This window comes from Fischerella sp. PCC 9605, from assembly GCF_000517105.1.
Taxonomy (GTDB): Bacteria; Cyanobacteriota; Cyanobacteriia; order Cyanobacteriales; family Nostocaceae; genus PCC9605.
Window position 1 is genome coordinate 1,333,451 of record NZ_KI912148.1, and the last position, 23,402, is coordinate 1,356,852.

General features: G+C 42.8%; 23 protein-coding genes and 2 tRNA genes. 17 read left to right on the forward strand and 8 right to left on the reverse strand.

The features are described from left to right. Window positions 1-345: 345 nt before the first annotated feature. From FIS9605_RS42510 to FIS9605_RS0108165, 6 genes are all read left to right on the forward strand, one after another. The gene (locus tag FIS9605_RS42510) at window positions 346-576 is read left to right on the forward strand and encodes a hypothetical protein (RefSeq protein WP_442854687.1); all 231 of its coding nucleotides are present in this window, start codon (window positions 346-348) and stop codon (window positions 574-576) included. A gap of 179 nt (window positions 577-755) precedes the next feature. Next, complete coding sequence (locus FIS9605_RS0108150; RefSeq protein WP_026732146.1) at window positions 756-977, forward strand: hypothetical protein; 222 nt, start codon at window positions 756-758, stop codon at window positions 975-977. Then, complete coding sequence (locus FIS9605_RS0108155) at window positions 974-1,405, forward strand: PIN domain-containing protein (protein WP_026732147.1); 432 nt, start codon at window positions 974-976, stop codon at window positions 1,403-1,405. The genes FIS9605_RS0108150 and FIS9605_RS0108155 overlap by 4 nt, the downstream gene beginning before the upstream one ends. Before the next feature lie 69 nt (window positions 1,406-1,474). Continuing rightward, window positions 1,475-1,780 (forward strand): helix-turn-helix domain-containing protein, encoded by a 306-nt coding sequence (locus FIS9605_RS0108160; RefSeq protein ID WP_026732148.1) that lies wholly within the window; start codon window positions 1,475-1,477, stop codon window positions 1,778-1,780. 3 nt (window positions 1,781-1,783) lie between these two features. After that, window positions 1,784-1,936: a hypothetical protein gene (locus tag FIS9605_RS42515; protein WP_155960384.1), complete on the forward strand. Its 153-nt coding sequence runs from the start codon at window positions 1,784-1,786 to the stop codon at window positions 1,934-1,936. Between the two features lie 156 nt (window positions 1,937-2,092). Continuing rightward, window positions 2,093-2,698 (forward strand): Uma2 family endonuclease, encoded by a 606-nt coding sequence (locus tag FIS9605_RS0108165; protein WP_026732149.1) that lies wholly within the window; start codon window positions 2,093-2,095, stop codon window positions 2,696-2,698. 202 nt (window positions 2,699-2,900) lie between these two features. On the opposite strand, the gene FIS9605_RS0108170 is transcribed toward FIS9605_RS0108165, so the two are convergent. The 4 genes from FIS9605_RS0108170 to FIS9605_RS0108190 form a co-directional block, all read right to left on the reverse strand. Then, window positions 2,901-4,448, reverse strand: coding sequence for a mercuric reductase (locus tag FIS9605_RS0108170; protein WP_026732150.1), 1,548 nt, complete (start codon window positions 4,446-4,448; stop codon window positions 2,901-2,903). 94 nt (window positions 4,449-4,542) lie between these two features. After that, window positions 4,543-5,301, reverse strand: a complete 759-nt coding sequence (locus FIS9605_RS0108175) for a TVP38/TMEM64 family protein (protein WP_026732151.1) — start codon at window positions 5,299-5,301, stop codon at window positions 4,543-4,545. Window positions 5,302-5,458: 157 nt separating this feature from the next. Next, the gene (locus FIS9605_RS0108180) at window positions 5,459-6,184 is read right to left on the reverse strand and encodes a TVP38/TMEM64 family protein (protein ID WP_026732152.1); all 726 of its coding nucleotides are present in this window, start codon (window positions 6,182-6,184) and stop codon (window positions 5,459-5,461) included. Window positions 6,185-6,443: 259 nt separating this feature from the next. Beyond that, on the reverse strand, window positions 6,444-7,262 hold the full coding sequence (locus FIS9605_RS0108190; protein WP_082209774.1) for a TIGR04283 family arsenosugar biosynthesis glycosyltransferase: 819 nt from the start codon (window positions 7,260-7,262) through the stop codon (window positions 6,444-6,446). A gap of 240 nt (window positions 7,263-7,502) precedes the next feature. On the opposite strand from FIS9605_RS0108190, the gene FIS9605_RS0108195 reads away from it, so the two are divergent. The 4 genes from FIS9605_RS0108195 (at window position 7,503) to FIS9605_RS0108210 (ending at window position 10,930) form a co-directional block, all read left to right on the forward strand. After that, the gene (locus tag FIS9605_RS0108195) at window positions 7,503-7,862 is read left to right on the forward strand and encodes a VOC family protein (RefSeq protein ID WP_026732154.1); all 360 of its coding nucleotides are present in this window, start codon (window positions 7,503-7,505) and stop codon (window positions 7,860-7,862) included. A gap of 216 nt (window positions 7,863-8,078) precedes the next feature. Continuing rightward, window positions 8,079-9,380, forward strand: coding sequence for a recombinase family protein (locus tag FIS9605_RS0108200; RefSeq protein WP_026732155.1), 1,302 nt, complete (start codon window positions 8,079-8,081; stop codon window positions 9,378-9,380). Between the two features lie 466 nt (window positions 9,381-9,846). Then, entirely contained in the window at window positions 9,847-10,299 is a 453-nt protein-coding gene (locus tag FIS9605_RS0108205; RefSeq protein ID WP_026732156.1) for a ribbon-helix-helix domain-containing protein, read from the forward strand. After that, window positions 10,250-10,930: a PAS domain-containing protein gene (locus FIS9605_RS0108210; RefSeq protein WP_026732157.1), complete on the forward strand. Its 681-nt coding sequence runs from the start codon at window positions 10,250-10,252 to the stop codon at window positions 10,928-10,930. Before FIS9605_RS0108205 ends, FIS9605_RS0108210 begins: the two co-directional genes overlap by 50 nt. Before the next feature lie 424 nt (window positions 10,931-11,354). Here the strand turns inward: FIS9605_RS0108210 and FIS9605_RS0108215 are convergent, their stop codons facing one another. Beyond that, window positions 11,355-13,691, reverse strand: a complete 2,337-nt coding sequence (locus FIS9605_RS0108215; RefSeq protein ID WP_026732158.1) for an IMS domain-containing protein — start codon at window positions 13,689-13,691, stop codon at window positions 11,355-11,357. 576 nt (window positions 13,692-14,267) lie between these two features. On the opposite strand from FIS9605_RS0108215, the gene pdhA reads away from it, so the two are divergent. From pdhA to fba, 4 genes are all read left to right on the forward strand, one after another. Continuing rightward, window positions 14,268-15,302 (forward strand): pyruvate dehydrogenase (acetyl-transferring) E1 component subunit alpha, encoded by a 1,035-nt coding sequence (gene pdhA / locus FIS9605_RS0108225; RefSeq protein WP_026732160.1) that lies wholly within the window; start codon window positions 14,268-14,270, stop codon window positions 15,300-15,302. Window positions 15,303-15,387: 85 nt separating this feature from the next. After that, complete coding sequence (locus tag FIS9605_RS0108230; RefSeq protein WP_026732161.1) at window positions 15,388-16,257, forward strand: aldose epimerase family protein; 870 nt, start codon at window positions 15,388-15,390, stop codon at window positions 16,255-16,257. A gap of 62 nt (window positions 16,258-16,319) precedes the next feature. Next, window positions 16,320-16,391, forward strand: a tRNA-Lys gene (locus FIS9605_RS0108235). Window positions 16,392-16,596: 205 nt separating this feature from the next. After that, on the forward strand, window positions 16,597-17,676 hold the full coding sequence (fba, locus tag FIS9605_RS0108240; RefSeq protein WP_026732162.1) for a class II fructose-bisphosphate aldolase: 1,080 nt from the start codon (window positions 16,597-16,599) through the stop codon (window positions 17,674-17,676). 385 nt (window positions 17,677-18,061) lie between these two features. Here the strand turns inward: fba and FIS9605_RS0108245 are convergent, their stop codons facing one another. Continuing rightward, the gene (locus FIS9605_RS0108245) at window positions 18,062-18,538 is read right to left on the reverse strand and encodes a cupredoxin domain-containing protein (protein WP_197036011.1); all 477 of its coding nucleotides are present in this window, start codon (window positions 18,536-18,538) and stop codon (window positions 18,062-18,064) included. A 259-nt stretch (window positions 18,539-18,797) separates the two neighbouring features. Then, a complete protein-coding gene (locus tag FIS9605_RS0108250) occupies window positions 18,798-19,610 on the reverse strand; it encodes a carbon-nitrogen hydrolase family protein (RefSeq protein WP_026732164.1) in 813 nt (270 codons plus the stop codon). Between the two features lie 340 nt (window positions 19,611-19,950). Between FIS9605_RS0108250 and FIS9605_RS0108255 the strand changes: the two genes are divergently transcribed. Beyond that, on the forward strand, window positions 19,951-20,544 hold the full coding sequence (locus FIS9605_RS0108255) for a MarC family protein (RefSeq protein WP_026732165.1): 594 nt from the start codon (window positions 19,951-19,953) through the stop codon (window positions 20,542-20,544). A 193-nt stretch (window positions 20,545-20,737) separates the two neighbouring features. Here FIS9605_RS0108255 and FIS9605_RS0108260 read toward each other — a convergent pair whose 3' ends face one another. Then, window positions 20,738-21,802: a peptidoglycan-binding protein gene (locus tag FIS9605_RS0108260; protein WP_442854688.1), complete on the reverse strand. Its 1,065-nt coding sequence runs from the start codon at window positions 21,800-21,802 to the stop codon at window positions 20,738-20,740. A gap of 217 nt (window positions 21,803-22,019) precedes the next feature. Here FIS9605_RS0108260 and FIS9605_RS0108265 point away from each other — a divergent pair, with 217 nt between their 5' ends. Together FIS9605_RS0108265 and FIS9605_RS0108270 are read left to right on the forward strand one after the other, a co-directional pair. After that, window positions 22,020-23,282, forward strand: a complete 1,263-nt coding sequence (locus FIS9605_RS0108265; RefSeq protein WP_026732167.1) for a hypothetical protein — start codon at window positions 22,020-22,022, stop codon at window positions 23,280-23,282. Window positions 23,283-23,329: 47 nt separating this feature from the next. After that, a tRNA-Gly gene (locus FIS9605_RS0108270) sits at window positions 23,330-23,400 on the forward strand. Window positions 23,401-23,402: the final 2 nt, after the last annotated feature.

Here is a 23,402-nt window from a genome sequence, read left to right on the forward strand (position 1 = left end):
AACGTTTCCCATATTTGCACCAGACCAGATATATCAGTTAAGGTATCAGTTAAGAATTTAGTGGAATGCTTGTGTCAGTAAAGAGTGTGCAACTAGGTGCGATCGCACTTCATTAACGCAATCTGAAGAGTGCGATCGCTCATTGGACATAGTTGCTCAGAGTGCGATCGCCCAAATCAACCCCATCATCAAAAGTGCGATCGCCACATCAACCTCATCATCAGAAGTGCGATCGCACTACTGTAATTGCTCCCCTGATTCAAAACTAATTCCAGTCTGCAACGTTTCCCCTATTTGCACCAGACCAGATATATCAGTTAAGGTATCAGTTAAGAATTTAGTGGAATGCTTGTGTCAGCAAAGAGTGTGCAACGAAGTGCGATCGCGCCAAGCGCAGTTTCCGGAGGCGATGTCTACGACGGGCTACGCCTACGCACCTCATTAACCCATTTGAGAAATGCGATCGCTGATTTGACATTGTTGCGAAGAGTGCGATCGCCTAAATTAACTCCATCATCAGAAATGCGATCGCCTTTACAAAAGTATGAACAACAAGGGTGCGATCGCCAAGTTTAAGAATATTCTTTCTTGACTTGCCTCCGCACAGATATAGTCAGATATAGTCATAATATGAGTTAAAGGTGATATTTTCATTAAAATATGTGTAAGTAACAAGCCAAGTGAATTATTCTCTATTAGAGATATGGGGGATAGGGCTAAGATTGAATTGTATCGGTATATTAAGAGGTTTAAAGATGTTAAATGCGGTAGAGTTTCAAGCAAAAATTCAAAATGGTTTAATTCAGATTCCCGATGAGTACAAACAAGAAATCGGTGAAGGCGATGATATTAAAGTAATTGTTTTGGTAAAGAAAAAATCATTTCAAAAAAAAGACATAATTGATGAATTAACTGAGAATCCTATTCAGGTCAATGGTATACTCAGCCGTGAAGAAATTTACAGTCGCCAGTTATGACTGCTGTTCCATCTTTTATTGATACTAATGTTTGGCTCTATCGTTTATTTGATGACAAAAAGATAGAAGAAATAGAAAGAGAAAGAAAGCGTAATATAGCTATTTCAATTACGTCATATGAAGGAATAATTATCAGTACACAGGTTGTAAATGAGGTTTGTGCTAATTTACTGAAAAAAGCAGCCTTTAAAGAAGAGCAAATCAAAGCTGTAATTCAGTCGCTTTATCGTCGCTGCACTGTGGTAGAGTTCAATCTGAGTATTTTTGAATCTGCATCCGATATCCGCAGTCAATATAATTTTTCTTTTTGGGATGGTTTAATTGTTGCTTGCGCGCTGGGAGCAGGTGCAAGTATTCTCTATTCTGAAGATATGCAGGATCGGTTAGTAGTAGCTGGTCAATTAGAAATTGTGAATCCGTTTAAATGAGGAGAATGTGCCAAAAGCAGATACGTTATATGACGAACATTTAGAAGAATTAAAAACAGAAGGGTTCCTATGAAGACGAAGCCATTTAATGAACTTCGGAAAAAAATGACTCCTGAACAACAAGCAGAAAGTGAGATGCAAGCAAACCTTGCATTGCTCAAATTGACACTTTCTGAACTTCGAGAGTCCCTTGGACATACACAAAGCGATGTGGCAAAGAATATGGGAGTTGTACAATCGGCACTTTCAAAAATTGAACATCAGGATGATATTCAAATATCCACGCTCTCTCGATACATTAAATCTCTTGGCGGAAGTCTGACAATCATAGCGCGTTTTCCCGATCAAGAGGTTGTGATTTCTCAGTTCGATTGATATTTGACTGGCGATCGCCCACATCAACCTCATCATCACAAGTGCGATCGCGTAGCGGCTCCTTCGGAGCATCGCTTATTTGACACAATTGCTCAGAGTGCGATCGCCCACATCAACCTCATCATCACAAGTGCGATCGCCTTTACAAGAGTATGATTATTCGGAGTGCGATCGCCTTTACGAGGGTATGAATATCAGGGGTGTTACAGGTTTAAAAGCAGCGCTTAAAGCAACGCTCTTGACATTGGGGGCACTGGGGGTTTGCTTCTAAACTTATAATCAAAACAGCTCTGCCTTCAGGAGATTAACACAATGACATATATCTCCCCCAAAACCCTCACCAAAGAAGATTTTCTCTCCCAATACCGAGACAATCCCCGCTATGAACTGGCAGATGGAGAACTAATTGACATGGAACCCACTGGCCCTCACGAAACGGTGAGTGGCAAACTTGCGACCCAAATTGGTATCTATCTTGTTACAGAAAAACTCCCCTGGTTTATTCCTCGCACTTGTTTAATTTACCCCTTCGCAGATACAGCCACAGTTCGTCGTCCTGACGTTGTAGTTCTCGATGAAACCCTTCTCGACCGTGAACCCCTTTGGGAGCGAGAACCGGTAATTACGTTGGGACGCTCGATAAAATTGGTGGTTGAAGTTGTTAGTAGCAATTGGGAAACTGACTATGCTCGGAAGGTTGAAGAATATGCGCTTTTAGGCATTCCTGAATATTGGATTGTGGATTATCGAGGATTGGGCGGTGTAGCATTTATTGGTAAACCCAAACAACCAACCTTTACCGTCTGTCAACTCGTTGAAGACACCTATATTCAACAACAATATCGATTAAATCAATCAATCAACTCACCGCTTTTGCCCCGTCTTCAACTTCGCTTAGATGATATTCTGCCTCGCTGAGTGTATTAGGACATTGAGGTGCGATCGCAGCCCTTGGAATTGTACAAAATTAAGTTGAAGTTCCGATTTGCGTAAAAGAGTAGCGATTTGAAACGCAGAGAGACGCAGAGTAAGCGCAGAGGGGCGCAGAGTCTTGGTGCAAAAATTTCGCTATCAACTTATGCAATGTTGTACTAAGACATAAAGGTAAAAATCATTTGACTCAAGACAATTTTGTCAGCAATCCCAAGAAGCGCTTGGTATTCGGTGTCAACAATGTCCGCCGATAGGCATCCGCCGCCTTTTTAATACCTTCCGCTTGCGTCGGATAAGGATGAATGACGCTACTCAGCTTGCTCAAACCAATTTTATTAACTATTGCTGTGGTGACTTCTGAAATCATTTCACCTGCATGACTAGCAACGATAGTTGTACCGAGAATTTCATCAGATCCTTTTTTGTGGAGGATTTTGACAAAGCCTTCCTCTTCACCATCGGCGATCGCTCTATCTACACTACTAAAAGGTATCTTGATCGTATTAAAATCAATGCCTTTTTGCTGGGCTTCGCGATCGTACATTCCCACATGAGCAATTTCTGGGTCAGTATACGTTACCCAAGGCATGATCAAACTACTAAGTTTATAACGCCCCAAACCAAAGGGAGAAAACAGCGTATTCTTAATGACAATCCGCGCCGCTGCATCAGCAGCATGGGTAAACTTCCAGTTCATGCAGATATCACCTGCTGCATAAATCTTGGGATTGCTGGTTTGCAAGTAATCATTTACCCTGACACCTTGCTGCTGGTCGTACTCTACTCCCACAGCTTCTAAATTCAAGCCTTCGACATTTGGAACCCGTCCCGCACCAGCTAAAATTTCATCTACTGTGACTGAATCTTCTTGACCATTGCAGCTAAAGTAAAGCGTCTTGCCTTTGATATTGTTTTCCACCCGCTGCATTTGACAGCCCAATATTAAACGAATTCCTTCTTTAATAAAAACATTTTGAATAATTTCGGCAGCATCAGCATCCTCTTTATTGAGGATGTGAGAACCGCGATGGAAAAGTACTACCTCACAACCCAAACGTCGGAATGCTTGTGCTAATTCGCAACCGATCGGGCCACCACCAATCACCGCCAAACGTTGTGGTCGTTGCGTGAGGGAAAAAACTGTCTCGTTAGTCAGATAACCAGCTTCTTCAATTCCTGGTATGGAGAGGCGTGCAGCCCTTGCACCAGTGGCAATTACAGCTTTTTTAAAGCGTAGGGTCTTGTCACCAACTACTACAATATTGTTACTTGCAAAATTAGCGCTACCCAAAAAAACATCGACTCCCAACTTTTGAAAGCGTTTGGCTGAGTCGTGATGGCTAATACCAGCCCGAAGCCGTCGCATCCTTGCCATAACTGCGGGAAAATCTACTTCAATATTTTGGGGAACGTGAACTCCGAAGTCTTTGGCATTCCACATTTCACCCACTACGCGCGAAGACCGGATCACGCACTTTGATGGCACACAACCAACATTCAAGCAATCTCCACCCATCAGATGCTTTTCAATTAATGCCACCTTCAAACCCAAACCCAGACCCGCTGCACCCGCCGCCACTACCAATCCTGCTGTACCTGCACCAATCACAACTAAGTCGTAACAATGGGCAGGTTTAGGGTTAACCCAGTCTGGTGGGTGCACGTAAGAAACCAATGTCTGGTTATACTCATCAATTGGGCTAACTATAACTTTTTGGAATTCAGAATTGGACATTGGTAACTCCTTAGATGTTGGTTGTTAGTTGTTGGTTGTTGGTTGTTTGGAGTTTTCCAACCAACAAACAACCCTCAACAAAGAACTAAATCCACTAACCATTAACCTCTTGTTCTAAAGCTTTGCGGGCAATACGTGTGATATAAAGTGTCACGGCGACTGTAGCAATAAAACCAATAATCCGAATTGCCCATTGAACGGTGGGGTTGGTAGGTTGAGTTTGTGTGCCAATCATGGCAAGATTTCCAGCCAAGGAACCGATGTAAACGTACATGATTGTTCCAGGGATCATACCGACAGAACCGATGAAGTAGTCTTTGAGCGAAACATCGGTAATGCCAAAGGCGTAGTTTAATAAATTGAAAGGAAATATGGGGGAAAGACGGGTTAACAGAACAATTTTTAGTCCTTCTCTACCAACTGCGCGGTCAATTGCAGCAAATTTTTTGTTATCTGCAATTTTCTTGGCTACCCATCCCCTTGCTAAATAACGTCCGACAAGGAAAGCGGCGATCGCCCCCAAGGTTGCACCGATGAAGACGTAGAGAGAACCCCAAACTACACCAAAGACAACGCCAGCACCTAAGGTGAGGATGGAACCTGGCAAAAAAGCAACGGTAGCGATGATATAGAGGGCAATAAATGCGATCGCCCCGAATGTACCCAGGCTGTCAATCCACTGCAAGGCATTTCGCAACCATTCTTGAGGATTGAATCCTTGCGTATTCACAGATTCTTGTGCTAATGCAGGGTCTGCATTTGACCAAAAAGCAATACTAAATGCAAATAAAGTTAAGACACCTAATTTGAAAATTTTCTGCAATTTTTGAGTAGATATAAGTTTATTTTTCATGACTGTTAATTACGAGTACAATCTACTTGATAATTTACTTTTAGTACTCAAATTATAGAATTTGAGCAACCACAAATTTACACAGATGGTTGATTTCTTGTTTGCAATTTTATCTAGTTTAATTTTGATGATTTTTCTCTTATTTAATTCCTATTTTCTAGTTATTTTCCACGCTTTCTTTGAGAGATTTTTGAGCTACTCTTGTTACGTAAACACTCACCGCCACAGTAGCAATAAATCCAATTCCTTGCATCACCCATTGCCCTATTTGAGTTGCTGGAGTAGTTGGCTGAGTGGGAGTGCCAATCATTGCTAGGTTGCCAGCAAGAGAACCAATATAAACGTACATCACAGTACCTGGAACCATGCCAATAGAACCCAAGATATAGTCTTTTAGCGAAACCTGGGTAATTCCGAAAGCATAATTTAACAAGTTAAATGGAAAGAGAGGAGACAAGCGAGTCAATAGGACTATTTTGAATCCTTCTTTAGCAACTGCTCGATCAATCGCTTTAAATTTAGGATGTTTTTCTAACTGTCGGCAAACCCAATCTCGTGATAAATAACGTCCGATTAAAAATGCAACAGTTGCTCCCAAAATTGCTGCAATTAATACATAAACACACCCCCAAAAGAAGCCAAATAAACAACCACCTTTTAGTGTCAGTAGAGAACCAGGTATAAATATTAATGTAGCCAAGTTATAGATAAGAATAAACGCTATCGCACCAAATGAACCAAGGCTTTGAATCCAGGTAATAGATGTCTGCAAAAATTCCTGAAGCTTCAAGTGTTTGGCAACAATGAGCAGGGTAGTAACCAGACAAAATAACAGTATCAGTTTGAGTTTGGGTTTGAGAAAGCGTTTGTGTTTTTGGTGCATGAGAGAGTGGGGGAGTGGGAGAGTGGGAGATGGGGTGATGGGGGGAGTGGGGGCTAGGGGTCCCCTCTGGGGTTGGGGGCTGTGGGAGAGTGGGGGCTAGGAGTCCCCTCTGGGGTTGGGGGCTGTGGGGGACGACCAACCACTAACTACTAACCACTAACAACCAACAACTAACAACCAACAACTAACAACCAACAACTAACAACCAACAACTAACAACCAACAACTAACAAAATACTTAAACTAAATGAGAAACAGCTTAAAGTCTCCTAAGTTTTTCCCGACGATACCAACTCCAAATTCGCATGGGGGAGACACCCAGGTAATAAGCAATAATGATTATTTGATTCAGCAGCGTTGTTTGCCAAATTCCTTTTTGCAGCCAGCGGCGTGCTGATGTAATAACTGGCACTGAAATAAACGCAATTTTCCCTAGACGTTTTAAACGCTGCATCAGTTCAAAGTCTTCCATAATAGGTAATTCAGGAAAGCCACCGATTTCGTTAAATATCTGTCTAGTTAAAAAAATTGCTTGATCGCCGTAGGGCATTTGTAAAAAACGCGATCGCACATTCACACCCCATTCCACCAGCCGCAAACTCCCCATTTCTGCATCGATTCGCAAAGCAAACGCACCAGCTACAATCCCAGGCTGTACTAATGCTGCGCGAACCATAACATCAAAACCAATAGGTAAACGGGTATCAGCATGAAGGAATAGCAAAATATCACCGCTTGCAGCTACAGCACCTACATTCATTTGGTTAGCACGTCCGGCTATAGATGAGATGACTGTGACACCAACAGACTTAGCGATTTCTACCGTTTTATCTTTTGAACCGCCATCCACCACAATTACTTCAACATTTGTACTGGGTTGAGTACTAGCTAATGCAGCTTTGATATTCTCCGCCTCGTTGAGTGTAGGGATGATAATAGAAAGTCTGGGAATATTGATACAAAGATTTTCACGTTCTGACAACTTTTGTGTTGCTCCTACCTGAGTACTTTCTCCATAAAGTAACACCAAAAATTGCGGGAATTTGAGGAGGCGTGGCGCAGTTAAGTAGAAAGGCATAAATAAACTAAAAATGGGGCGGGCTAGAAGCCCACCCCACAAGAGCTTTAATAATAAATATTGTGGGGTGAGCATCCTGTCCGCCTGTATAAAATACAAGATATTTTACGTTTAATGATGTTGAACTACTTATCAACTCATTTTGGAAATCACACTCGAATTTTGACCTGTTTTCCTCTACACTAGGAGCCGTTCAAACTAAGTCACAATCTAATTAAACCCAATCGTGACTGTGCAACTATGCAGATTACTCAGTGTCTTCACACAGCCATTCTCGTTACTGACTTAGAACGTTCCGAACATTTTTATAGCACTGTATTGGGACTACCCAAAGTCGAACGCCCAATGAAATTTCCTGGTGCTTGGTATCAAGTCGGCGAGTATCAAATTCACCTCATCGTTGCGCCAACCGTCCCAACTGAACCCAAACATGAAAAATGGGGACGCAATCCCCACATTGCTTTTTTAGTTTCCGACTTAGATGCCGCTAAACAGCAGCTCTTAAATTATAACTGTCCAATACAACCAAGTGCTTCTGGTCGCTCCGCTCTTTTTACCCAAGATCCGGATGGAAATGTGATTGAGTTAGGTCAGCAGTGAAGGCGGAGGGGAGGAGGGGGAGATGGGGGGATGGGGAGATGGGGAGAGTGGGAGAGTGGGAGACGATCAACCACTGTACGGGCGGGTTTTGATAGATATTTTGTGATTGAAGCCTATAAATTTGTGGCTAAACCCGCCCCTACCAATCACTACCTGCTAACAAATAACCAATGACAAATGACTAATGACCAATGACAAATGACTAATGACTAACTGATGAAAATATTTGCTTACACCTACACCGATCCCCTCTTAGAAACTACTCCCGTGTCCACTAGTTGGGGAGAATGGCAGGTGAATCGACTTTATCAAGATTTAGGACAGCGATCGCAATTACAACTATTATTCACTGACTGCAAAACTAATCCTCCCGATTATCTGATCGTTCGCCGTTTGGAAGAATTGGGAGATACTGTTGAGGAAGTGAGCGATCGCCTTTCCCAACTGGAAACAATGGGGATCACCCTGGTTGCAGTTGAGCAAGGTTACAATTCTGCCGATCAATTCCCTAATCCCCGTGCTGAGTTACTAAAATTGCTACATGAAATTCAACGCCAGCAACACAGCCATCGTATCCGCCAAGCTCACGCCCGCAACCGTTTGAATGCTTGTCCCCCACCAGGGAAAGCACCTTACGGCTATAAGAAAAGTAAAAATAAATACATTTTAGACCGTACTACCTCCCCTGTAGTCAAGGATTTTTTTGAACGCTTTCTGCTTTATGGTTCACTACGCGGGGCAGTGCGTTACCTCGCGAAAAAATACGGCAAGAAAATTTCTGTCACCACCGGGCGTCGTTGGTTGACTAATCCAGTCTATCGAGGTAGTACTGCTTATCAGAATGGGGAAATTATCTCCGATACCCACACTCCTGTTATTTCAAAGGAAGAAGCAGCACAGGTTGATCGACTCTTGCGCCGCAACAGTCGTTTACCATCGCGAACTGCGAGTGCGCCGCGTTCTCTGGCGGGGTTGGTTGTCTGTGGGGAGTGTCAATCACACATGAGTATTGCTCGCGTCACCATCCGCAACCAAGATAAAGAGTATCTTTATTTGCGTCCTATCAGCTGCACCAAACGTCCTAAATGTCGTGCCATTTCCTACCAAGAAGTATTAGATAGCACTATTCAAGCAGTTTGTCGCGACTTGCCAATCGCGGTGGCAAAGATGAATTCTCCCCAGTTGGATGGGATAAAGAATAATTTAGACAATGCGATCGCTCGCCAGCAAGAAATACTCAATCAGTTACCTACTTTAATAGAAACTGGGATTTTAGATACAGAGACAGCTAAACTAAGAGCATACAAACTCCGCACCGAAATATCTGCACTGCAAGCAAATCTGGCAACCTTACCACCTGTAAATTTGTGTTCTGTTGCCGTTGCAGTTTCTATTCCCCAATTTTGGTTAGACTTATCAGAAGCAGAGCGACGATTTTATTTTCGCGAATTCATTCGCCAAATAGAACTTATTCGTCAAGATCAAGAATGGGAATTACGAGTTATTTTTATTTTTTGAGTTTTGGTCGTTAGTAATCCAAAGTAGTTGCGAATTATTTAATACAACAAAGGTAAAACGCTTGAGCAAAACTCCTTTGCTAAGTATTTCTTTAGTTTTCTCTATGGTAAACGTGAAAAATTTGTAGCAAAATCTATGAACGTTTGCAAAAACGTATACTTAAGTACCCTATAATAAGCCAAGTAGGGCAAAAAGCCCCTATTTTCACCCGCAAGGTAGTTATCAGGTTAGCAAACTAGGTATCAGGGGCATCTACTTTTTTCAGCTTGTTGCGGTATGTCATTGACTTACCGCACTTTATGACTTACTGTCGTATGTCATTGACTTCTCACCTTTACATACCCATACTAGCTCTTGTCATTTTTTCATGTCAATCATTCATTTAAAATTGACAAAAAATCATGTCAAACAATTTGGATATCATGAAAGAAGAGGAAGACTAGTATGATCTTGATAAGTCCACATCATGACCGACAGAAGACGTTCTGAAGATTACAAGCAGGTCAGTGGTTACGTTCCGGTAGAGTTGGCACGGGAATTCAAGAGCTTCTGTGCTCGTGAGGGATTATCCCAAAGCGACGCATTAGAAGAGATGCTCCGTGAATGGCTAGCTCAAAAAGCTTCCAACTCTTCAAAATCCGAACAGGCAAATCGTCCGATCGCAATTGCCGATGTAGTTCGAGCCAACATGACAAAACTGAAGCGCTGCGGGTTAAAAAACTTGCAAGTGCTCGCCAAAGGGGAAGTTTTGCCCACACCAGGAGACTTTGCCATCATTGCATCTACTTTGGGTATCCCCGAGGAAGAACAAAAAATGATTTGGCAACGAACTTTTAGTTCCCTAAGTAATGATGTTAGTGGTGTGAAAGATGAGCGCGAGTGTTCTGAAAGTCCTAAACCAACCAGGTTGGAATTATAAATTTTCCTACGATGGGGTTTCAATTCTTGCCCCTACCAAGCGAGATGCCACGCACCTTGCCCAAAGCTACGGAGATGCTCTCAGCGAAACCGCAGCAAAAATCAATGGTAAGGTGCGGATCGGTTGGAGACACTGCAAACGACCCATAGAATTTTACGGGTGGATGGCGTCCCAAAGACCGCCTACACCCGCCGAAACTGCCGAGCGGATCTTACCTCTAGAGGGTGAAGTATTTTGCAGTCAGTTGCGATTACCAGTAGGGTTGTTAAAGCGAATGATTGCTGCTGCTGAAAGTGAGCGTCCAGTTAGTATTGTCAGAAAGGATAACCAAAAGCAAATCATTATTAACAGACGCATGTCTGATATGTTACAGACTCCCCCTGAGATTGCTACTCAAAGGGTAATGAATAGATTTTGGCTACCTGAAGATTTGGCGCAACTGGAACGAAGATTGCGTCAAGAGAGCCGATTCACTATGACTTACCGTGGTGGGCTAAACGAGCAAACTTGGGCAATCCTCACAACCCAATTCGAGAGTTTTGAGGTTGATGGCATCTGGTATAGACAGGGAACCACCTTGGCAACTCCTCAGCTTATACCGATTCCGCCAGAGGCTTGTGCTCAGGCTTGAGTAGATAATTAGACCACTTTAAGAAACAAAAAACTACCGGGTGAATAAATTGTTTAAGGGTGCACTCCATCAAAAACTGACATTTGTTAAGTTTATTAATTTTTTTATATACAGATAAACAACAACAGGAGTTCTTTAGAGCTAAAAAATAGACAAGCAATATAATTATTTTGGTAGCAAGATCAAGCCATCTAGCTACCAATTACTAGCCAATATTTACTAACTCTCAATAAACACTCGCCAAAACCATTATAAAATCGAGCTTTTTAGTTTCAAGTGTTTCTTCTATGCATAACGAGGGGTTTAAGACTTTTGACTTTTGACTTTTGACTTTTGAGTTTCTTTTAAGTGCCAATATCCAGGACGCTTTTCTGGTTTAAGACTTTTGACTTTTGACTTTTGACTTCCCCCTTGTGGGGCGCTCTTAACTTACTTTATTGACTACAGACATTTCGCGAATACGCCACTCGCCATACTGCCGAATCAAGTTATACCTAACTCGTACTGTCTCGTTATAAGACTTCTGCCGATTAATTTGACCGTTTTCGTAAAAATCAGCCGCTTCAGTTACAGAAGCTTCAACAGCAGCAGTATTGTTATCCGTGGGATTGGCGTCTAATCTTTCCACTTTGATACTGTGCTCGTACTTGCGATAGCGATTATTTTTCTTTTCCTCTTGAGCAATGAGTTGCCATTGAGCGAGGGCTGAATCCGCTAAAATATTCTCTAAATCATCGATTTCATGACTTGGCCCCAAAGCTGCTGCTTTAGTTGCCAGCCAAGTCTGAACAATTTCCTCTGCCGTTGTTGCTGTCAGAGGCCCTTCCGAAAAATGTGGTTGGCTGTCACGGTCAGGAATAGGTACTGGTGGTTCGTTTAGTTGTACAACCAACGGTTTACCTTTTAAAACTGGTGCTGGTGAAAATAGATTATTTAACCATCTCACAGTGGTTGAAATCATCAGCAATAACGCTAATATACTTGCCACAGCAGCCAACACTATCCACAACAACCGTTTGACTTTAAGGTTGCGACTAACAGATCGCCGCCGACGTGTAGCGATCGGACGCTGTTCCCAAGTACGTCCTCCATGACTAGCACCAGGAGAGTATTTACGCCTTCTTTGCGTTTGAGGTCGGGAGGGTACAGGAGTTTTAGCTGGATTATTGACGTAATGACTATTAATTCTGCCAATACGTTCGGCACTGGGAAAGCGTGCGACGGGCGTTTCTACTTGTGTATCTTCAGTTGTTGAAGTAGGGGGTGATGGCGGAAAGTGAGATGGCGAGTATTGTGAATATTCAGATCTGTTGTAACTTGGTGCTTCGGGAACTTTTCCTACATTGGCTCTGTTATTAGGAAATTGTCGATAAACTATGCTGCGATCGCTGTGACGATTCTGAGGATTTGTCTGTGTATGGGGATATGACTGGCGGTTGATTGTTGCCCCTTCTTCAAGGGTTTCTGCTGACAAAGGTAGTTGCTCTAAATAAGTTTGTACCCGTTGGTCAGCAAAATAATCTTTCAGAGAAGCCCGCTGATTTTCTAAATCTCGGAAGTTGGGAAAAACTTCGCTTTGCAACCACCGTTCACCATATAAACACAGACCCGGCAGCCAGTCAGGAGAGTTGCGAGAATTTTCCCGAATAAAAGCTAGGGCTTCATACTCCTGACTCAGTTCTAAGGCACGGCTAGCTTCTTCAGTTTGCCCCAATAATAAAGCACATAACGACTGTTCTAGATGCACATCTTGACGTTTGCTCAGACGCATCAGCATCTGTTTTGCCTGATGAATCAAAGCAGGTTGACGTTGAGTAAATCCCCGTGCTACTAACGCGTAAACAGCCAAGTATGTAGCTACACCAGAAGGACGCTGACTTTCTGCTTCAAATAATTTATGTTGTTCTGCAACTGTTAAGTAGTTACGCAACTGCTGAATAAAGCGCAGAAAGTCATCTATGTTTAGACCAGATTGATCGTCTCCAGTACCATCAATGCCACCGCGCTCGTCTAAAACCTCTTGTAATAATTGCAAACCTTGGCGGCGTTCGGCAGCTTTTTCTTCTGGTAGTGCAAGTAACTCTAAAATTCGATATGGCCGCAGTCTACAAAGGTCTGACTGAATTTCAGCCCGAATGTGCGGGAATAAACTATGCTTTGCTAAAAGTCCATCACCTGTTTCCAGGGATGCGGCGGCATTGTCGTAGTGACCTTGTTGCCATTCTTCCCGACCCAATTCTAAACAGGCAAGAGCAACAGTGAGAACAATATCTGCCTTTTCCGGAGTTAGTTCACCAAATTCGTCTCTTTCTAGAAAGTTGCCTGTTTTGACGGCTGTAGTACTGTTATTTACCAGGTATGGATGACCTAGTTTCAGTACTAGTTCGTACTCTCCTAACTCTTGCAAAATCAGTAAAGCACCAACTAATTCGTCTTGGCTAATGTCAATGCTGAGGCTGTGGGATTCAAGAACATCATAGCGATCGCCAGTACGATTTTCTAGCGCTACGGCAGCATTGCGATTGCCCTCTGAACCATAGGCATGAGCTAAATATAGTTGATCGTAGGCTCTGCGTTCTTTCGGATCTGATAAAACCACGTAAGCTTCTTCAATAAGTTGTTTGCGAGAATTAATCGCTGCCTGGGAATACTCGCGTCGCGGCAGTTGCACAATGCGATCGCCATGTGCCTGCCGCAATTGTTCCTCACTTGCCGCCAAAGGTAGTCCTAAAATTCGGTAGTAATCTAGCGGAATTCGCACAGCCTACTTCCCCTGCAGCGTCATAGATATAATTCTCCTAGAACATTCCAGGAGTGTAAAAGCGTGCCATAATAATAACTCGTTGTTTTCACACAACAAGTGTGTTTTGCAACAAGTTTACTTTTACCTTCCCATTTTTTTGGGTGACAATGCCAATTATATTTTTCTGGCAAGAAATTTTGATTTTTTTCTTGCCGGGGTATATGACTTGAACATTTCTGCGGCTGGTTTAGAGGGGGTTTCCCCACCATTCGATCAAACAAGCATCCTATTAGAGGTTTGCTGCTGCTTGCAAGCGCACTGAAATATAACATAATTAATTCTTTGTGACAATTATCTAGAGAAGTAAAACCATAAGAGGTTTTGTTTTTTTAATTTGTTAATGAATATGCAGAAAGCAAGCTATCCTGATTGGTAGTCTAGGGTCTAAGGTTGTCATCTTACCCCTCAAAGACAAAACATAAAATAGTAGTAGTCAATAACTGTTTAATTTTTGACTCCTTATGCGAGCGTAACTTATCCAATTTATCTAAAAATGGTAACTTTAAGTGTTACTACGGGGATGATAGAGAAATAATGATTCAAGAACGCACTTTACCTAAATTTGATGTAACCACCGCACAGATCGGCAAAGAAGAAGGCTTGCGGTTATACGAAGATATGGTATTAGGGCGCACCTTTGAAGACAAGTGCGCGGAAATGTACTACAGGGGCAAAATGTTTGGTTTTGTCCACCTGTACAACGGTCAAGAAGCAGTCTCCACAGGCGTGATTCAAGGAGCAATGCGACCGGGTGAAGATTTCGTTTGCAGTACCTATCGCGATCACGTTCATGCTTTAAGTGCGGGAGTACCAGCAAAAGAGGTAATGGCAGAGTTATTTGGCAAAGCCACAGGTTGCAGTAAAGGACGCGGTGGTTCCATGCATATGTTCTCTGCTGAACATCGTTTGCTGGGCGGCTATGCTTTCGTAGCTGAGGGTATTCCCGTAGCAGCTGGGGCGGCTTTTCAAACTAAATACCGACGGGAAGCGTTGGGTGATGAAAGCGCTGACCAAGTTACAGCCTGTTTTTTTGGCGATGGTGCTTGTAACAACGGTCAATTTTTTGAGACCTTGAACATGGCAGCGCTATGGAAATTGCCCGTAATTTTCGTAGTTGAGAATAACAAGTGGGCTATTGGTATGGCTCATGAACGGGCAACTTCTGACCCAGAGATTTATAAAAAAGCCAGTGTCTTTAACATGGTGGGTGTGGAAGTAGACGGTATGGATGTCATGGCAGTGCGTGCAGTGGCACAAGAAGCTGTAGCCCGTGCCCGTGCTGGTGAAGGCCCAACCTTAATTGAAGCACTCACTTACCGTTTCCGGGGTCACTCTCTGGCAGATCCTGATGAATTGCGAAGCAAGGCTGAGAAAGAATTTTGGTTTGCCCGCGATCCAATTAAGAAATTTGCTGCTTATCTTACAGAACAAAACCTGACGACAGATCAAGAATTAAAAGAGATCGATCGCAGAATACAGCAAGAGATAGAAGAAGCGGTGAAGTTCGCCGAAAGTAGCCCCGAACCAGATCCCAGCGAATTGTATCGCTACGTATTTGCCGAAGACTAGTAGAAATTATGAATTATGAATTATGAATGCTAAAAAATTTCATAATTTCATAATTCATAATTTATAATTCATCATTAAAAAAGTCGTGTTTGATATTTCACAAGAACAAAGACAATACCTAACTTTAATTCTTTGCGATCGCACCACCAACTCTCAGCTAGAAGTGGTACCAGAACGCGGCGGTATTATCACGCGTTGGCGAGTCCAAGGGCAAGAAATGCTCTACTTGGATGAAGAACGCTTTGCTAACCCTGAACTTAGTGTTAGAGGCGGTATTCCGATTTTATTTCCTATCTGCGGAAATTTACCGGATAATACTTACACTTACCAAGGGCAGCAGTATACACTCAAACAACATGGCTTTGCTCGCGATCTGCCGTGGGAACATGAGCAGGTGTCTGCTGAAAATAAGACTTTTCTGAAGCTTCATCTTTCCAGCAACGAGAAAACAAAGACAGTATATCCCTTTGATTTTCATTTAGCTTTCAGCTACGTAATCCAAGGCAATACCTTAGAAATCCAGCAACAGTATACCAATCGTTCCTCGCAAGCAATGCCCTTTTCTTTTGGGTTTCATCCTTACTTTCTGACACAGGATAAAACTCAGCTAGAGTTTGAAATTCCTGCCCAAAAGTACCAAGACCAGCGAAGCAAGGAAATTCATACCTTTAATGGTAAATTTGACTTTACCAAGGATGAAATTGATGTGGCATTTAAACCATTAAGCGGGCAGTTTGCCACCGTCAGCGATCGCAGTCGGAAACTAAAACTAACGCTGGAATACGATCGTGTCTTTTCCACGCTTGTGTTTTGGACGCTTAAAGGCAAAGACTTCTACTGCCTTGAACCTTGGAGCGCCTCTCGTAATGCTATCAATACAGGTGAGGATCTGACAGTTTTGGAACCGGGAGCTACCTGTTCGGCAACAGTGAAAATTTCGGCAAATTTTTTCTAAATCTCCTTGCAAATCCACAGATGGTTGTGCTAAATTGATGAAGTTGCGATTTGCAAAAACAAGGGTCGCTAACTCAATGGTAGAGTACTCGGCTTTTAACCGATTAGTTCTGGGTTCGAATCCCAGGCGACCCATTTAAAAATATAAATAATGTGTATGACATCTATATAAGCATTATTTTGTGCATTTCAAGCTACAGCGCAAACTTTTTCAACTATAGACACCCATCACTAGTTATAATTTCCTATAAGCCCACAATAATTTTTTAAGATTGGCGTAATATTTATTTACGCTATACTTCAAACCGATTAGCTGACAACTACATTAGGAGGACTATCTATGGCGCTCGTGCCAATGCGGCTGCTGTTGGATCACGCGGCTGAGAACAATTACGGTATCCCAGCTTATAACGTGAACAACATGGAGCAGATTCAAGCGATTATGCAGGCTGCCCATGAAACAGATAGCCCCGTGATTTTGCAAGCTTCTCGTGGTGCTCGTAAGTATGCTGGCGAAAACTTCTTACGTCACCTGATTTTGGCAGCAGTGGAAACCTATCCCTATCTGCCCATTGCCATGCACCAAGATCATGGCAACGAGCCTGCTACTTGCTACTCAGCAATTAAAAACGGCTTTACCAGCGTGATGATGGATGGTTCCCTGGAAGCTGATGCTAAAACCCCTGCTAGCTACGAATACAACGTCAAAGTCACCCGCCAAGTGGTGGAAGTAGCTCATGCACTAGGTGTCAGCGTTGAAGGCGAACTCGGTTGCTTGGGTTCTCTGGAAACTGGTATGGGCGACAAAGAAGATGGTCACGGTTTTGAAGGTAAACTCTCCCATGACCAATTGCTAACCGACCCCGATCAAGCTGTTGACTTTGTCGAGCAAACCCAAGTAGACGCTTTGGCAGTTGCGATTGGTACTAGCCACGGTGCTTACAAGTTCACCCGCAAGCCAACTGGCGAAATTTTGGCAATCAGCCGCATTGAAGAAATTCACCGCCGTCTGCCCAACACTCACTTGGTAATGCACGGTTCCTCCTCCGTACCCGAAGATTTGATTGCTTTAATTAACCAGTACGGTGGTGCTATTCCCGAAACCTATGGCGTACCCGTGGAAGAAATTCAAAAAGGCATCAAGAGCGGTGTGCGTAAGGTAAATATCGATACCGACAACCGTCTGGCAATTACCGCCGCCGTCCGGGAAGCTTTGGCAAAAGATCCTAAGGAATTTGACCCCCGTCACTTCCTCAAGCCTTCTATTAAGTACATGCAAAAAGTTTGTGCCGACCGCTACCAGCAATTTGGTACTGCTGGCAACGCTAGCAAGATTAAGCAGGTTTCTTTGGAAGAATTTGCTGCTAAGTATGCTAAAGGCGAACTCAGCGCTGCAATTAAGAAAACTGTTGCTCTATAACTTGAGAAAATAAGTCAATAGGGACACCTCACAGCTAGCTGTGTCCCTAGATAACTGAGGATTCTCACACTAGTTTGACTAAGCCGGGTAGCGTTTGTTCCCCGGTTTTTTTGTTTTAATTGGTTCGGCATCAATAAACGTGTTTCTCGCAGTGATTGTTAGTGGTTAGTAGTTAGTAGTTGTAGAGACGTGCCATGGCACGTCTGTACATTGGTTAGTGGTTAGTTGTTGTAACAACAACTAACCAACAAACAACGGTTTTCAAGCTCATGTTTATTAATACCTCAATATGGTTCAGTTAAGGATTTTTGGTACAAAAAATTTGGTCTGTAGAGACGCGGAATTTCGCGTTTATACTTATCTAAATCGTATTTATTTATACTATTTACTTAGCTGTGAGAAAAGTTCTCATCCCGGCTTGGAAGTGTCCTGGTAAGTTGCAAACTATTAGATAATTACCTGGAGTTAGATTCACTGCGAGTGTTTTGGTTGCACCACTTGTGAGTTCCTCTTCTTCAATCTCACCAATTTTTTTGCCTGCTTTATCTTCGTCAAGCCGATCGCCTTTAAGCGGTAGCTTATCTAATGGCAAGTCGGTTTTAATAACTACCATTTCATGGTCAAGGTTTCCTTGATTGTTCGTGACAAATTCCACTGGCCCCGCTGGGACTGTGGATGGTGATAGCTGGAATTGCATTTCTTTGACAGTTACTTGAACTTTGTTGGCAGCAGATGAGTTTTGTTGGGCTGCTGGGGAACTAGTAGGAGTTACTTGCTGTGAGGTGTTATTTGGACTGCAAGCCCATAAGAATAGTGGCGATACAATAGCTGTTAAACAAAATTTTAAAGTTCGCTTATTCAATTGCGGACACCTTTTGTAATATGATTAGATTTTTATATTTTGATTATAGAGACAGCACAAATTGCAAAAGTTCAATTTTTTTACAATTACAAACTATTACTGATATTTTGTAACATTCGAGTGAGAGAGCTAAAAGCTCTAATTCTCGTTAAATGGGACGGGTGAAGACACCCATCCCACAAGAAAATTTGGGATGTTTTTTTTATTTGGAACTCCCCTAGTAGAGACGCGATCGCTCGCGCCTAATGACCGTAAACTATTAAAATACGCGGTGTTGCAAAGACGGCATTTGACGGCGGACTTGTTCGAGGCGCGAAGGATTGATTTCGGCGATCGCAACTCCCGGTTTTTCGCCAGCATCAGCTAAAATCATTCCCCACGGGTCGATAATCATTGCATGTCCGTGAGTTTGACGGCGGTTGTAATTCAGTCCGGTTTGTGCTGGTGCAATCACATAACAAGTATTTTCAATCGCACGGGCTTGCAGCAAGACTTGCCAGTGGTCTTTACCTGTGAAAGCAGTGAAAGCAGCGGGAACAAACATCACATCTGCTCCCTTGGATGCCAGATGACGGTAAAGTTCGGGGAAGCGGACATCGTAACAAACCGAAAGTCCAAGATTACCTAATTTTTCACCACAATAAATAGAAGGTAGTTCTTTACCAGCCATCACTGTGCTAGATTCTCGATAGGTATTGCCATCAGGGACGTTAACATCAAATAGGTGTACCTTGTGATAGCGCAGGAGTTCTTGACCGTTGGGGTCGAGGAGTAACGCAGTATTGTAGACTTTGCCTGCACCCTCCACGGGAACGGGAAAGCCGCCACCTAGGATAGTAATTTGATAGCGCTGCGCCATTGTTTTCAAGAATATTTCTGTTTTGTGGGCGATCGCATCAGCTTGAGCGAGTTTATCCTTTTCTTCTCCCATAAAAGGAAAATTCTCTGGTAAACCCACCAATTCAGCACCTTGATGTACGGCTAAATCGATTAATTCCTCTGCTTGTGCCAAATTTTTTTCTAGGTCAGGCACACTTGTCATTTGAATAGCGGCGGCTAAATAAGATTTCATAGATTTAACAACTGTTATACAAAGTAGATTATCAAAATATAATCTTTATCTTTTAGTCATTTGTCATTGGTTATTTGTTAGTGGTTAGTAGTTAGTGGTTAGTAGTTAGTGGTTAGTAGTTAGTGGTTAGTAGTTAGTGGTTAGTAGTTAGTGGTTAGTAGTTAGTGGTTAGTAGTTAGTGGTTAGTAGTTAGTGGTTGGTCGTCTCCCACTCTCCCACTCCCCGACTCCCCCACTCTCCCCATTCATTGCCCCATCTCCCACTCTCTTCCTATGGTTGCTTGGAAATTGGACTAAATTCAGGTTAGGTTGTTAGAAAATCTTAATAAATTCTGTCTGCTGTGGATGCATCTATTCTGATTAAAACTTTCATTGCTGTGTTTGTACTTGCGGATGCAGTCGGTAACATACCAGTACTTTTGGTTTTGACCAAAGGTATGGAACCAGAACGAAGAAACAAAGTGATAGATAAAGCCATTGTGGTGGCAATAGTAGTACTGTTGCTCTTTGCCTGTGCTGGTCAATTGATTCTGAGTTACTTGGATGTAAGTATGGGGTCGTTGCGAGTAGCTGGAGGACTGCTACTGTTGTTAATTTCTTTACAAATGCTTCAAGGAGAATTAGATACTCCAGTCATTGACCAAGAGCGCGATGTGGCAATTACTCCTCTGGCTTTGCCACTACTGGCAGGCCCTGGTACACTAACCACCGTAATGTTGTTAATGTCAGAATCTCCCAATCCACATATTGGTGTGTTGGTAGGGATTGTTGCAGCGATGTTAGTCAGTTGGTTAATTTTGCGACAGGCAAACTTTATCGATCAGTGGATTGGTGCAGAAGGTGAGGTAATTATTACTCAGCTTTTGGGTTTTCTGTTGGCAGCGTTGGCAGTGGAAATTGGTAGTAGGGGGATAAGAGAATTGTTTTTGAGTTGAGATTATACTTTTTCACTGGCTGTTTAAACTATCGCGCTTACAAGTTAAATAGTTATAATTTACACCATGTTCCGTTAACGTGATACATATTAAATACTGTAGAGACGCACCGTGACACATCTCTACAAAAACCTATTTGGTTCTACCTTAACGAGAAAATTGTCAGCGTTACAGTTCATCTCCTCAATAACCATTAATCTAGCTTTTTAAGTTCTTGCCGTGAATTTTTCGATGGTTTGTCTTGAGAAGGCAAACTACGGATACGATTCATTTGTGCAAGAGCATACCGTGCTGTTGCTTGGACTTCAGCATCAGGATCTTGTACAGCATGACATAACATTTGGCTGATTTGAGCCATCATGTCATAAATACGAGTTAAGTCACGGATAGCATTTTGCCGTACTTGCGGGCTTTCATGTTGCAAAGACATTGCTAAAGCCTGATTCATCGGTTTGAGTGTACGAATGCCAATTTCTGTCAAAGCAGCCAAAATTAAGCTGCGCTGTTGAGAATCTGCATCTATCATCAGATCGACTAATGGCTGAATAGCCCGTGAGTCTCCCTGTTGACCTAAATCCCAAATCGCCTTGCGCCGCTTTGTTGGATCGGGACTGCCTAAATCTTTGAGCAACTCGTCAACGATGTTAACTTTAGCAAGGCGAGAAGTGGTTGTTGGTGGCAGTAATTTTGGAGGTTGTGATGTGGTAGCCGCTTGCGGATTAGGGGGAGTGGCGTCTAACTCTTGTAAGGGTGGCTGGACTTGTTGGGTTTCCGTTTGAGTAATAGTTTCCGGAGATGAGTCTTGTGAAGGTACAACTTTTTTAGACTTGCCAAACCATTTCATGAAGTACAGTAGCGCGCCTACGGTTCCCAAAACACCTATCGCCACTAGCAACCACCATACTAAACCACGCCCTTTGGATTGTTTGTTATTTGTAGTAGGCTGTGGAGTAGGATTGGCAGTATTAAGCTTTTTTTCTACTTCTGCCTGCACTAGGTTCTGAGTTTGTGTACCAGCGATGCCATTCGCCACTAAACCTTGGTCTTGCTGAAACTTCAAGACAGCATTACGTGTAGTTGGGCCGTACTGTCCATCGATAACACTATCGTAGTATCCTAGCTCCTTGAGTTGGGTTTGTAATATCTTCACATCATCCCCTGTGCTGCCTAGTTTGAGAATAGGCTGCCGAGCAAGGTTTGTGGAATTGGCTTGAGCAAGTTCTAAAATTTGGGAGACTGGGTGTTGTGTGGCTGTCATTGCAGAACTGTAGTCCAAACCCAGGGAAGTAAAACAGACGATCAGCGTGATTGAGTAACGGCATAGCCTCATATACAAGTTTCAGCCAGAATATGCGTGAAATTCATCGATACCACGATAACTTCAGAGAGAACTAAATGTTAACTTTTAATTTGAGAAAAAATTTGCACCCACTATAAACTCTTACCAGAAGGACAAAGCAGCAATTAGCAAGATTATGACAAACTCGGTTACTAACCAAACTCCAATTCCATCTCAAATAGGTCGGCGACATACCGATCCACCTGGTTTATGGATTGCTGTAGTCGCAGGTTCGGTAGCCTTGCACTTGCTTGTGTTTTGGCTAATGCGCTTCTACTCATATCGGTTGAGCCTTTTACAGCAGCAGTATTCAAGTAGTGCTGTGCCAATTGAACTAGTAGAAATTTCTCCAACAGAACGTTCAAAAGTTCAACCTCAAGCCAAACCAGTCCCACCAAAGCCATCATCCACTACTCAAACATCATCAGCACAGACAGCTAAACCCGCTCCAGCTTCCGAAGATAATAACGCGATCGCTTTAACTGACAATAAAACAGCGATCGCCTCTAAACCTAATGACTCAACCCTGAGGCAACAAAACTCTAATACATCCACTGTTGAGCAAACAACAACAACAGTACAGCCTCAACTAACAACAAAACCAGAATTTACTCCCAAGTTTACCCCCGCACCTGTGCCACCAGCGGCGAAGAATCCACAGCCTGCTGAAAGCACACTTCCACCACAAACCTCTAATAATACAGATACACCTACTTCAGAACAAGAAAATTCACTACCAGACAAACAAAACCAAGCTTCATCATTTCCCAATACTACAGATACAAATAATACAAATTTGCCAAAAAACACCTCACCCTCCACAAATGAACAACAGGAGTCGCAACCACCTATTTCTCAAATCCCACCCGTTCCTCTTCCTGGACAACCAGACGCCAATATCTCACTTGGCCAGTCAACCCCACTACCAACAATAGATCCATCAGTTGAACCACCACCGCAGTTATCACCTCCTGAAAATCAAACGGGTGAAGGACTGGTAGCAAGCTGGGATGTTTTTTCTAGAGAGGGAATGATTGATTTGCTCCAAAAAGGAGTGGTGAGACAAGATATACCACCAGAGATTTTGGCTCAACCTCTGGGAGAAAACACAAAAAACTTGCCCATAGATTTTCTCCGCAGCGAACCCGATCTGGAAAGTGTAGATTTGATCGCTTCTTTAGCAGTTGATGAAAATGGCAATTTGATGGCCCGTGATGCAAATGGCAACTCAGGAGTAAACATTATAGATATTAATCCCGAGGAGCTAGCAGCAAAGAAAAGCAAATATCAGCAACTCCTTGTTGAAGTTTTCCAAAAAGTGTCATTTCGCCCAGCCCAAAATAATGGGGTATCGGTTCCCAGCAATTTGGTTGTAAATATTAAAATAGAGCGTCGCTAGCTTGATTTTTAGCTGAGATTGTATTACTATATTTAAGTTGGAAATTTGCGGGCATAGTTTAGTGGTAAAACCATAGCCTTCCAAGCTATTGATGCGGGTTCGATTCCCGCTGCCCGCTTT

Coding starts and splice junctions, on each gene's coding strand:
- FIS9605_RS42510 (WP_442854687.1), top strand. CDS start 346: ATGCTTGTGTCAGCAAAGAGTGTGCAACGAAGTGCGATCGCGCCAAGC.
- FIS9605_RS0108150 (WP_026732146.1), top strand. CDS start 756: ATGTTAAATGCGGTAGAGTTTCAAGCAAAAATTCAAAATGGTTTAATT.
- FIS9605_RS0108155 (WP_026732147.1), top strand. CDS start 974: ATGACTGCTGTTCCATCTTTTATTGATACTAATGTTTGGCTCTATCGT.
- FIS9605_RS0108160 (WP_026732148.1), top strand. CDS start 1,475: ATGAAGACGAAGCCATTTAATGAACTTCGGAAAAAAATGACTCCTGAA.
- FIS9605_RS0108165 (WP_026732149.1), top strand. CDS start 2,093: ATGACATATATCTCCCCCAAAACCCTCACCAAAGAAGATTTTCTCTCC.
- FIS9605_RS0108170 (WP_026732150.1), bottom strand. CDS start 4,448: ATGTCCAATTCTGAATTCCAAAAAGTTATAGTTAGCCCAATTGATGAG.
- FIS9605_RS0108175 (WP_026732151.1), bottom strand. CDS start 5,301: ATGAAAAATAAACTTATATCTACTCAAAAATTGCAGAAAATTTTCAAA.
- FIS9605_RS0108180 (WP_026732152.1), bottom strand. CDS start 6,184: ATGCACCAAAAACACAAACGCTTTCTCAAACCCAAACTCAAACTGATA.
- FIS9605_RS0108190 (WP_082209774.1), bottom strand. CDS start 7,262: ATGCCTTTCTACTTAACTGCGCCACGCCTCCTCAAATTCCCGCAATTT.
- FIS9605_RS0108195 (WP_026732154.1), top strand. CDS start 7,503: ATGCAGATTACTCAGTGTCTTCACACAGCCATTCTCGTTACTGACTTA.
- FIS9605_RS0108200 (WP_026732155.1), top strand. CDS start 8,079: ATGAAAATATTTGCTTACACCTACACCGATCCCCTCTTAGAAACTACT.
- FIS9605_RS0108205 (WP_026732156.1), top strand. CDS start 9,847: ATGACCGACAGAAGACGTTCTGAAGATTACAAGCAGGTCAGTGGTTAC.
- FIS9605_RS0108210 (WP_026732157.1), top strand. CDS start 10,250: ATGAGCGCGAGTGTTCTGAAAGTCCTAAACCAACCAGGTTGGAATTAT.
- pdhA (WP_026732160.1), top strand. CDS start 14,268: ATGATTCAAGAACGCACTTTACCTAAATTTGATGTAACCACCGCACAG.
- fba (WP_026732162.1), top strand. CDS start 16,597: ATGGCGCTCGTGCCAATGCGGCTGCTGTTGGATCACGCGGCTGAGAAC.
- FIS9605_RS0108250 (WP_026732164.1), bottom strand. CDS start 19,610: ATGAAATCTTATTTAGCCGCCGCTATTCAAATGACAAGTGTGCCTGAC.
- FIS9605_RS0108260 (WP_442854688.1), bottom strand. CDS start 21,802: ATGACAGCCACACAACACCCAGTCTCCCAAATTTTAGAACTTGCTCAA.
- FIS9605_RS0108265 (WP_026732167.1), top strand. CDS start 22,020: ATGACAAACTCGGTTACTAACCAAACTCCAATTCCATCTCAAATAGGT.